The 10799-nt window shown below is 53.1% G+C and carries 8 protein-coding genes; 6 read left to right on the plus strand and 2 right to left on the minus strand.

Annotated elements, in window-relative coordinates; all coding sequences use genetic code 11:
• Positions 1-71: 71 nt before the first annotated feature.
• A complete protein-coding gene (gene torS / locus NA330_RS22275) occupies positions 72-2807 on the minus strand; it encodes a TMAO reductase system sensor histidine kinase/response regulator TorS (protein WP_052894951.1) in 2736 nt (911 codons plus the stop codon).
• Positions 2808-2886: 79 nt separating this feature from the next.
• Between torS and torT the strand changes: the two genes are divergently transcribed.
• Positions 2887-3927 (plus strand): TMAO reductase system periplasmic protein TorT, encoded by a 1041-nt coding sequence (gene torT / locus NA330_RS22280; protein ID WP_001202038.1) that lies wholly within the window; start codon positions 2887-2889, stop codon positions 3925-3927.
• On the opposite strand, the gene torR is transcribed toward torT, so the two are convergent.
• A complete protein-coding gene (gene torR, locus NA330_RS22285; protein ID WP_001747553.1) occupies positions 3900-4592 on the minus strand; it encodes a two-component system response regulator TorR in 693 nt (230 codons plus the stop codon). The genes torT and torR overlap by 28 nt on opposite strands.
• Before the next feature lie 129 nt (positions 4593-4721).
• Here torR and torC point away from each other — a divergent pair, with 129 nt between their 5' ends.
• The 5 genes from torC to NA330_RS22310 form a co-directional block, all read left to right on the plus strand.
• Positions 4722-5906, plus strand: a complete 1185-nt coding sequence (gene torC / locus NA330_RS22290) for a pentaheme c-type cytochrome TorC (protein ID WP_001230254.1) — start codon at positions 4722-4724, stop codon at positions 5904-5906.
• A complete protein-coding gene (gene torA, locus NA330_RS22295; protein WP_023242085.1) occupies positions 5896-8448 on the plus strand; it encodes a trimethylamine-N-oxide reductase TorA in 2553 nt (850 codons plus the stop codon). The genes torC and torA overlap by 11 nt, the downstream gene beginning before the upstream one ends.
• Positions 8441-9073 (plus strand): molecular chaperone TorD, encoded by a 633-nt coding sequence (torD, locus tag NA330_RS22300; protein ID WP_023242084.1) that lies wholly within the window; start codon positions 8441-8443, stop codon positions 9071-9073. The genes torA and torD overlap by 8 nt, the downstream gene beginning before the upstream one ends.
• A gap of 189 nt (positions 9074-9262) precedes the next feature.
• Entirely contained in the window at positions 9263-10663 is a 1401-nt protein-coding gene (locus NA330_RS22305; protein WP_023242083.1) for a cytochrome-c peroxidase, read from the plus strand.
• A 5-nt stretch (positions 10664-10668) separates the two neighbouring features.
• Positions 10669-10799, plus strand: a 131-nt coding sequence (locus NA330_RS22310) for an ATP-binding cassette domain-containing protein (protein ID WP_047604571.1), incomplete at its 3' end; no start/stop codon positions are given.

Consider the following 10799-nt stretch of genomic DNA (forward strand, 5'->3'; position numbering starts at 1 on the left):
ACCCTCGGCGTACTGTTTTATGTTCTGATAACTGGTGATGTGAAACGCGTCGTTTGGCGAGCCGGAAGCTATTATGGCGAAGGATGACCGGCTATCCATGCGTCGAGCGCCGTCACTCCCTGCGTCACGATAGTTTTAATATCTATATCGCTAAGCGGTTGCAATTCCAGCTCCCGACAGGCTTCGGTTGCCTGCGTCATCCCCAGGCTGGCGCAGCCGCTTTTTAATTTATGCGCCAGCCGCTTAATGTTAACGTCGTCATTCATGGCGCGCGCCGCCTCGATCTCCTCGACTAAAGGCAGCGCGCTGTCTTTGAATAACGCGATCCATTGCCGGAGTTTTTCCGGGCCGACAGACGCCATATCGCCGGCAAGCTGATGTTCATTCAGCATCGCCCGCGCATTGTGAGATTTGCCCTGTAAATAGTGCGCTATCATGCGGTAAAGCTCCTCGCGGGGAACGGGCTTTTGAATAATCCCGCAGAAAAGACCGGCGGTACGCTGACGAAGATTATCGTCTATCACATGCGCGCTAAAACCAATGCGTTTCATGGCGGGATACAGGCTCATCAACTGCTGCGCCAGGGTTAAGCCGTCATAATCCGGTAAATCAAAATCCACCAGCGCCACATCAAAGGACTCGCCTTCGGCTAAACAGCGTAGCGCGTCATTCGCGCTTTCAGCTACTGAGACCTTCACTCCTTTACCCGTGAGCATTTCAGCGGTAATACGCTGCGTCAGCATATTATCTTCAATCAGCAACAGGCGTAGTCCGTTAAGATTTATCGGTTCCCTGAACGCATTTTTGCTTGCGGGTTTGGGGTGGCGAACCGGCAGTTGTAAGCGAAAACAACTGCCAACATGAAGCGTACTGGTGACGGTTAGCGTCCCGCCCATCGCCTCTGCCAGGCTGGCGCTGATAGCCAGCCCCAGGCCCGTCCCGCCCCGGCGTCCAGTCGCCTGCACAAACGGTTTGAAAATAGCCGTCAGTTTTGCTTCAGGGATACCGCACCCGGTATCTTCAACCTCAATAAACCAGCTCTGATCGTCGCAAAATGTGCGTAGCACTATGCTGCCGCGATCGGTAAATTTCGCCGCATTACTTAAAAGATTAATCACAATTTGACGTATCCGGCGCGGATCGCCTTGTAGCGTGGAGGGGAGTTGCTCGCTAAAGTCGGCGATGAGCGCCACCTGCACGCGGCTGTGCATTAAATGCAGCGCGCTATTCAACAATTGTCGCGGTTCAAACGGCTCCTCGCTAATAGAAACGTTGGTACCGCCTACTTCAATCGCCGAGTAATCCAGAATATCGTTAAGAATCGCCAGTAGCGATTCGCCTGAATCATTAATGGCCTGTAAGTCGTCGCGGTAGTTTGCCATGAGCGGTTTATCGGCCAGCAATTGTACCGTACCGAGAATGCCGTAAAGCGGCGTGCGAATTTCATGGCTCATGGCGGCAAGGAACGTCGATTTCGCCTCGTTGGCCTTTTCCGCTTCGGCGCGCGCCTGCCGGTGTTCCAGCACCAGCGCATGAAGCTCCGCCGTTTGCGATCGCACCTGTTCCGCCAAATCCTCACGATGGCGGTTTAATTTGCGCACGTTGGCGCGAAACGCTTCCATCAGACGGCTGATGGTATCCAGTTCGCTGACGCCAGCCGCCTCCGGAAACGGTGAGTCAATATCGCCCTCCAGTAGCCGCTGTAAGGCCTGCGTTTGTTGCGCCAGCGGGCGGGATACGGAACGGTAAACCACTCGCCAAAGGATAAAACTTAATGAGCACAGCGCCAGGATACCTAAGATCACTAACCCTATTTGCCCACGCTGACTGGCGTGTGTAAGGCGCGCTAACCCAGCCTCGTTTCGTTTTTCGATGGCGTTCACCAACTGCGACACTTCCGTACTGAAGCGGGTAAACTGAAAGAGGTTATTGGCCATAAGCGTTTGAAGCTGGTCGCGGATGGCATTTTCCTTACGAAACAGGGTAACTAGTGTGGTGTACTGGTTTATTTTCTCCAGCGCGTCGGCGATTTGGGCGCGAACGGTAGGATCTTCTATACGCTGCTGGCGGCGGGATAAAATTTTAACCAACTGATTAAGTTTTTCATCGGTGTCCTCGGCATCGCTCAGCCCTTGCGCGTCTTTTAAGGTCACAATGAGCTGCTTAAACCGCAGGGCATTGACCCGCAACTCATTCATCTGATTCACATACTCAAGGTCGATATCAATCAATCGGTCAAGCGCGCGTTCAGCCTGATCCCCTTTACCGCTTTCGATAAGATCGTAAATACCGGCCTGGGTGGCGCCCGCAGATGTCGCGGCATTATTGGCCTGACCGTGAGCCTGGGCGGCAATGCTTTCCGCCGCCTCCGCAATCTGGCGGCTTAACTGCTGTTGCTGTGCGCGCAGCGTGAGAATTTCACCGACCAGCGTTCCCTGTTGCCCAAGCGTTTGTGCAATCTCTTTTTCTTGCCGGGCGATGGCCGAGGTATTAAACCCCTGCTCGCTTAATGCCTGCAAAAGATGGTTAATTTTAAGGCTTTGCGCTTTCAGCATCTTCCCCTGCGCCAGCCAAACGCCCTCACTGTCGGCATTGGTCAGATTTTGCGCGGAAAAGAGCTCGTAAGCGCTGGCTTCGCTTAACTGCCTGGCCATATTCATCGTGGGGAGCAGCGCTTGCGTATTGGTTTGCTCCACCTGACTAATGACGCGCAGGCTTATCCAGCCGATCACGGTGCTGAGCAGGGTGAGTGCCGCCATCAGGGCGAAGGCCAGCCATAATCTGCGGGTCAGTGAAGGCGTTGACATTTATGCGCCGCGGGTGAAATGGGTTGAGTTGCCGCCGGAAAAACCATTAGGATAAAACCTTGTTGCTGGTGGGGCTATCATGCGCGCGCTTATTTCGTTCTTTTTTTTGATAATCATCGTCTCGAATGTAGAAACGGCGTCAGCCGAAACCGGGCTGTTACACTGGACGCGCGCCGATCGGGCGATTCCCTGGCGGCAAACGTCAGTCAATGCGAGTAAACCCTGGAAACTGTGCGCATTATACCCCAGCCTGAAAGATTCTTACTGGTTGTCCGTCAACTACGGGATGCAAAAAGCGGCCAAATTGTATGGCGTTGATTTAAAAGTGCTGGAAGCGAATGGCTATCGGCAACTGGCGACGCAACAACAGCAAATGATGCAATGCCGGGAGTGGGGCGCCGACGCTATTCTGCTTGGCAGCAGTACCGATCGTTTCCCGGAACTGGAACGGTATGCCGGTAATGTGCCGGTTATTGAACTGGTGAACATGATTCACGATGCCAGCGTCGCAACCCGCGTTGGTCTGCCGTGGTTTCAGATGGGGTATCTGCCGGGACGTTTCCTGGTGCAGTGGAGCAAAGGAAAAGCGCTTAACGTTTTACTCTTCCCGGGGCCGGAAGAAGCCGGCGGCAGTCAGGAGATGGTGGCGGGTTTTCGTCAGGCAATTAAAGGCAGCGCCATCAACATTGTGGATATCGCCTGGGGCGATAACGACATTGAAGTGCAACGAAACTTACTCCAGGAAATGCTGGAGCGCCATCCGGACGCCAATGTGGTCGCCGGGTCGGCGATAGCGGCGGAGGCGGCGATGGGCGAAGGGCGAAATTTGACGACTCCGCTCACGATCGTCTCATTTTATCTGACGCATCAGGTTTATCGCGGTTTAAAACGCGGCCATATCCTGATGGCGCTCAGCGATCAGATGGCCTGGCAGGGAGAATTAGCGATAACGCAGTCGATTAAGGTCTTACAGGGGCAACCGGTACCTGAAAATATCAGCCCGCCAGTGCTTATTTTGACGCATAACAACGCTGACAGCGCGCGCGTTCGTCGTTCGCTATCGCCTCCGGGATTTCGGCCCGTCTATCTGTATCAATACACCTCCGAGGCTAAAAAGTAGCCTTCGCCATGCTGTGTGACCAACAGTTCCGGCGTAATTTTATGGCGTAAGCGGCGAACCAGGACATCAATCGTGCGGAGATCCGGAGTCTCTACGCGGCGGGCGGAAAGCATTCGCAGCAGACGTTCGCGATGCAGCACTTTGCCTGGGTTGGTCACAAAGGCCAGCAGTAACTCGTACTCCGCGCGCGTAAGCTTAATGGCTTCACCGTTGTACTCCAGCGTGTGATTCATCACGTTCAGGCAGTAACCGGAAAACATATAGCAGTTTTCACTGGCATTTTGCGGCGTGGGGCGGGCCAGATCGATGCGCCACAAAAGATTTTTCACCCGTACTACCAGCTCGCGCAGTTCCAGCGGCTTGGTGACGTAGTCGTCCGCGCCCATCTCCAGTCCGACGATGCGGTCTATTTGGTCGCAACGCCCCGTCACCAGAATAATGCCCACCGTGGAACGTTCGCGTAGCGCCCTGGTCAGCATCAACCCGTTTTCATCGGGGAGGTTGATATCCAGCAGGATCAGCGAAACGTGCTCATGCTCCATAATGTCGCGCAGGCCCGCGCCGCTGTCGGTCACCGAAACGCGATACCCCTCCTGCTCAAAATAGGCCTGTAATCTGGCCTGAGTAACAGGTTCATCCTCAACAATAACAATGTGATGTGACATCCTGCGCGCGGTCTCTTTCTGTTCATATCTGTTCATATATTGCCGTATCCCGTTCATCCTGACCAGTGACGCTGTTCATATTTGCGGAATAAGATCTGCGCATTAAACCATATAATTACAGGGGCTATTATGCGAAAACTCTGGAGAGCGCTACTCAGGCCAAGCGCCCGTTGGTCGATACTGGCGCTGGTCATTGTCGGGATTGTGATCGGCGTTGCGCTGATCGTGTTACCTCACGTCGGTATCAAACTGACCAGTACGACAGAGTTTTGCGTCAGCTGCCATAGTATGCAGCCGGTGTATCAGGAATATAAACAGTCCGTACATTTCCAGAACGCTTCCGGCGTACGCGCGGAATGCCACGATTGCCATATCCCCCCTGATATTCCAGGCATGGTGAAACGTAAGCTGGAAGCCAGCAACGATCTTTACCAGACATTTATCGCCCACTCGATTGATACCCCGGAAAAATTTGAAGCCAAACGCGCCGAGCTTGCCGAGCGTGAATGGGCGCGCATGAAAGAGAATAACTCCGCGACCTGTCGTTCCTGCCATAACTACGATGCGATGGATCACGCGAAACAGAACCCGGAAGCGGCGCGGCAAATGAAAATCGCCGCGAAAGAAAATCAATCCTGCATCGACTGTCATAAAGGGATTGCCCACCAGCTACCGGATATGAGCAGCGGTTTCCGCAAACAGTTTGATGAACTGCGCGCCAGCGCCAGTACGCATAATGACGGCGATACGCTCTATTCGCTGGATATCAAGCCGATTTACGCCGCTAAAGGCGATAAAGAACCGGCAGGTTCGCTGTTACCTGCTTCTGAAGTGAAAGTCCTTAAACGGGACGGTGACTGGCTGCAAGTGCAAATCGAAGGCTGGACGGAGACGGACGGTCGCCAGCGCGTGCTGACGCAGTTGCCTGGTAAACGTATTTTTGTCGCCTCGATTCGCGGCGATGTGCAACAGCATGTGAAAACGCTGGAAGAGACCACCGTCGCGGCGACCAATACTCAGTGGAGCAAATTACAGGCAACTGCGTGGATGCAAAAAGGCGACATGGTAAATGACATTAAACCGATTTGGGCCTATGCCGACTCCCTCTATAACGGCACCTGTAATCAGTGTCACGGCGCGCCGGACAAAGCGCACTTTGACGCTAACGGCTGGATCGGCACGCTCAACGGCATGATCGGTTTCACCAGTCTGGATAAGCGTGAAGAACGTACCTTGTTGAAATATCTCCAGATGAATGCGTCTGATACCACCAACACGCCGCACAGCGATAAGGGAGAACACAATGAAAAATAAGGACTCGTTACACGTCTCTCGTCGACGTTTTCTGGCGCAGCTTGGCGGTTTGACGGTGGCAGGAATGCTGGGGCCGTCACTGCTGACGCCCCGTAGCGCCCGCGCAGCGGATGCCGTTGCGCCAGGCGCCGCGACGAAAGAGGGTATCCTTACCGGCTCTCACTGGGGGGCGATTCGCGCCACGGTGGTTGACGGTCGATTTGTGGCGGCAAAACCGTTTGAACAGGATAAATACCCGTCCAAAATGATCGCCGGCCTGCCCGATCACGTCCACAACGCGGCGCGTATTCGCTATCCGATGGTGCGCGTCGACTGGATGCGCAAAGGTCATCAAAGCGACACCTCGCAGCGCGGCGATAATCGTTTTGTGCGCGTCTCCTGGGATGAAGCGCTGGATCTGTTCTATCAGGAACTGGAGCGGGTGCAAAAAACCTACGGGCCGAGCGCGCTACTGACGGCGAGCGGCTGGCAATCTACCGGCATGTTCCATAACGCCTCCGGGATGCTGGCGCGCGCGATTGCGCTACATGGCAATAGCGTTAGCACGGGAGGGGACTATTCGACCGGCGCGGCGCAGGTGATTCTGCCGCGCGTGGTGGGTTCAATGGAAGTGTACGAGCAGCAAACGTCATGGCCTCTGGTTTTACAGAACAGTAAAACGATTGTGCTATGGGGTTCTGATATGGTGAAAAACCAGCAGGCAAACTGGTGGTGCCCGGATCACGATGTCTATCAGTACTATGAACAATTAAAAGAGAAGGTTGCCAGCGGCGCTATCTCGGTCATCAGCATCGACCCGGTCGTCACCTCCACGCACGATTATCTGGGGCGCGATAAGGTCAAACATATCGCCATTAACCCGCAGACGGATGTCCCGTTACAACTGGCGCTGGCGCATACGCTGTACAGCGAGAAACTGTACGATAAAAATTTCCTCGATAACTACTGCGTCGGTTTTGAGCAGTTCCTCCCCTATTTGCTGGGCGAAAAAGATGGACAGCCCAAAGATGCCGCCTGGGCGGAAAAACTGTGCGGTATTGACGCCGACACCATCCGCGCGTTGGCGCGGCAGATGGCGGGCGACAGAACGCAAATCATCGCTGGCTGGTGCGTACAACGTATGCAGCATGGCGAACAGTGGTCATGGATGGTCGTCGTGCTGGCGGCAATGCTGGGACAGATTGGTTTACCGGGCGGCGGCTTTGGTTTTGGCTGGCACTACAACGGCGCCGGGACGCCTGGCCGTAAAGGGATCATTTTAAGCGGCTTTTCCGGTTCGACGACCGTTCCGCCAGTGCACGACAGCACGGATTACAAAGGCTACAGCAGCACCATTCCTATTGCGCGTTTTATGGATGCCATTCTTGAACCGGGCAAGGTCATTAACTGGAACGGCAAATCGGTTAAATTACCGCCGCTGAAGATGTGCGTGTTCGCCGGGACTAACCCGTTCCACCGACACCAACAAATTAACCGCATAATTGAAGGGTGGCGCAAGCTGGAAACGGTCATCGCTATTGATAACCAGTGGACGTCGACCTGCCGCTTTGCGGATATCGTTTTGCCGGCTACCACCCAATTTGAGCGTAACGACCTCGATCAGTTCGGCAATCACTCTAACCGCGGGATTATCGCCATGAAACAGGTGGTGTCGCCGCAGTTTGAAGCGCGTAACGACTTTGATATTTTCCGCGATCTCTGCCGACGCTTTAACCGTGAAGCGGCATTCACGGAAGGTCTTGATGAAATGGGCTGGCTGAAACGCATCTGGCAGGAAGGGAGCCAGCAGGGAAAAGGTCGCGGTATCCACTTACCGACTTTCGAGGTGTTCTGGAATCAACAGGAGTACATCGAGTTTGATCATCCGCAGATGTTTGTGCGCCATCAGGCTTTCCGTGAAGATCCGGACCTGGAGCCGTTGGGCACGCCAAGCGGTTTGATCGAGATTTACTCCAAAACGATCGCCGACATGCAATACGACGATTGTCAGGGCCATCCCATGTGGTTCGAAAAAATCGAACGCTCGCATGGCGGGCCGGGATCGCAGCGCTGGCCGCTGCACTTACAATCCGTCCACCCTGATTTCCGTCTGCATTCCCAACTGTGCGAGTCGGAAACGCTGCGTCAGCAATATGCCGTTGGCGGCAAGGAGCCGGTCTTTATTAACCCACAGGATGCCAGCGCGCGCGGGATCCGCAACGGTGACATCGTGCGGGTATTCAATGCACGCGGGCAGGTACTGGCGGGAGCGGTAGTTTCCGATCGCTATGCGCCGGGCGTGGCGCGAATTCATGAAGGCGCCTGGTACGATCCTGATAAAGGCGGCGATCTCAACGCGTTATGTAAGTACGGCAACCCTAACGTATTAACGCTGGATATCGGTACATCACAGCTCGCGCAGGCGACCAGCGCGCATACGACGCTGGTGGAAATTGAAAAATATACCGGCCCTATTGATAACGTCACGGCGTTTAACGGTCCGGTCGAGATGGTCGCGCAGTGTGAATATGTACCCGCATCGCAGGGGAATCCGCATGATTAAGCAGCCAGCGCTTGCTCAGGAACAGTACGCCTGCGTATATGCATGGCTGGCGTTACTCTTTTTCCGGGAAGTGGATGATGAAGGGTTAATACAATTACAGTCCGCGGAGATCGCGGACTGGCTGGCGCTGTTAAAGCGTCAGCCTGCGCTGGCGGCGTCGGTGGCGTTACTCGAACAAAAAATTGCCGCGCTTAGCCTGCGCCAGGATGCGCAGCTGGAGCTGGCCGCAGATTTTTGCGGATTGTTCCTGATGACGGATAAAAAATCGGCCTTGCCCTACGCCTCGCAATACCCACAGCAGGAACCCGGCATGATTAAACATTTATTGCTTGAAGCCGGGATGGAGGTCAACGACGATTTTAAAGAGCCGACCGACCACCTGGCGATTTATCTGGAATTACTCAGCCATTTACATTTTTCATTGGGTGAATCGTTCCAACAACGGAGAATGAATAAATTACGCCAGAAAACATTGTCGTCATTACTGGAATGGCTTCCGGAATTTACAAATAATTGCCTTAAGCATGATTCCTATGGTTTTTATGCTGCGTTAAGTCAATTATTGTTGGCTATCGTTCGTTTTGATGACGGAAAAGAGGATTTATCCATTGTTGCGGCTGAATAAACCCTGTGACGGGCATCGCAAAATAAATCTTACGATAGTCGGGGGTTATCATATCTATAGGTTTAGCCAATTGTAATTATTGATACCAATCAATATCCATGATGGGTTTGTATTTAGTATTGACGGGCCTCATGAGTAAAAAAATAAAATTTAATTAATCATGCCGCAATACCCCATAAGGATAGTGATATGAAAAAAATTACCCTCTATGCGACAACGGTTATCACCGTTGGGCTGTTATGTTATTTAGGTTTGTCCGGGTATGTATGGTATTACGACAAACAGCGCAGTAAAAAAAGCGATGTGCAGGCCTCGGTTATGGGTGAAAATAATAAAATACTGGGTTATTTCAGGGAGAAAGGATGTGATTATTGTCATACGCCTTCCGCTGAATTACCTTTTTATTCCTCTTTTCCGGTGGCAAAGCAGCTAATGGATTACGATATCCAGCTCGGCTACAAATCGTTTAACCTGGAGGCGGTACGGGCCGCCCTGATTGCGGATACGCCGGTGCCGCAAAGCGAACTAAATAAAATTGAATGGGTTATGCAACATCAGACTATGCCGCCAACCCGCTATGTCGCGCTGCACTGGGCGGGGGGCGTCAGCGATAAAGAGCGTACTGACATCCTGAACTGGATAGCCGATCAGCGTGAGCGCAACTATGCCAGCGCCGATACCGACGCCGCGCACCGGAATGAACCCGTTCAGCCTATTCCGCGCAATATTCCCGTCGATGCGAAAAAAGTCGACTTAGGTTTCCGCCTTTATCATGATGAACGTTTATCCGGCGACAGCACAATATCCTGTGCGCATTGTCACGCGTTAAATGCGGGCGGTGTCGATGGCAGAAAAACCTCAATTGGCGTTGGCGGTGCGGTAGGACCAATAAATGCGCCGACGGTATTCAACTCCGTATTTAATATCGAACAATTTTGGGATGGTCGTGCTGCAACCCTGCAGGAGCAAGCAGGCGGACCACCGTTAAATCCTATCGAAATGGCCTCTAAATCCTGGGATGAAATTATTAGCAAGCTTGATAAAGATCCTGTCCTGAAAAAAGATTTCCAGGCGGTTTATCCGCAAGGATTTACCGGGGAAAATATTACTGATGCGATCGCCGAATTTGAAAAAACGTTGATAACGCCGGATTCCGCCTTTGATAAATGGCTACGTGGAGATGAAAATGCGCTGACCGCGCAACAGAAACACGGTTATCAATTATTTAAAGAAAATAAATGTGCAACCTGTCACGGCGGTATCATTTTAGGCGGGCGCTCTTTTGAACCATTGGGATTAAAGCGAGACTTTAATTTTGGCGAAATTACCGCAGCGGATATTGGTCGTATGAACGTCACCAAAGAGGTTCGCGATAAATTACGGCAAAAAGTCCCGGGCTTACGCAACGTCGCGTTAACGGCGCCTTATTTCCATCGGGGCGACGTACCGACGCTGGATGGCGCGGTAAAACTGATGCTGCGTTACCAGGTTGGCACCGATCTGCCGCAAAACGATATTGACGATATCGTCGCCTTCCTGGAAAGCCTGACCGGTGTTTATACGCCATATCAACCTGAATATGCGCAATGACAATGATGCTTGAAGCCAGAGATCTGTACTGCGAGCGGGACGAGAGGACGCTGTTTCGCGGGCTGTCGTTCACCGTGGACGCCGGGGAGTGGGTGCAGGTCACCGGCGGCAACGGCGCCGGAAAAACCACCCTGCT

Origin of the sequence: Salmonella sp. NW722, assembly GCF_051702785.1 — a bacterium.
Taxonomy (GTDB): Bacteria; Pseudomonadota; Gammaproteobacteria; order Enterobacterales; family Enterobacteriaceae; genus Salmonella; species Salmonella enterica.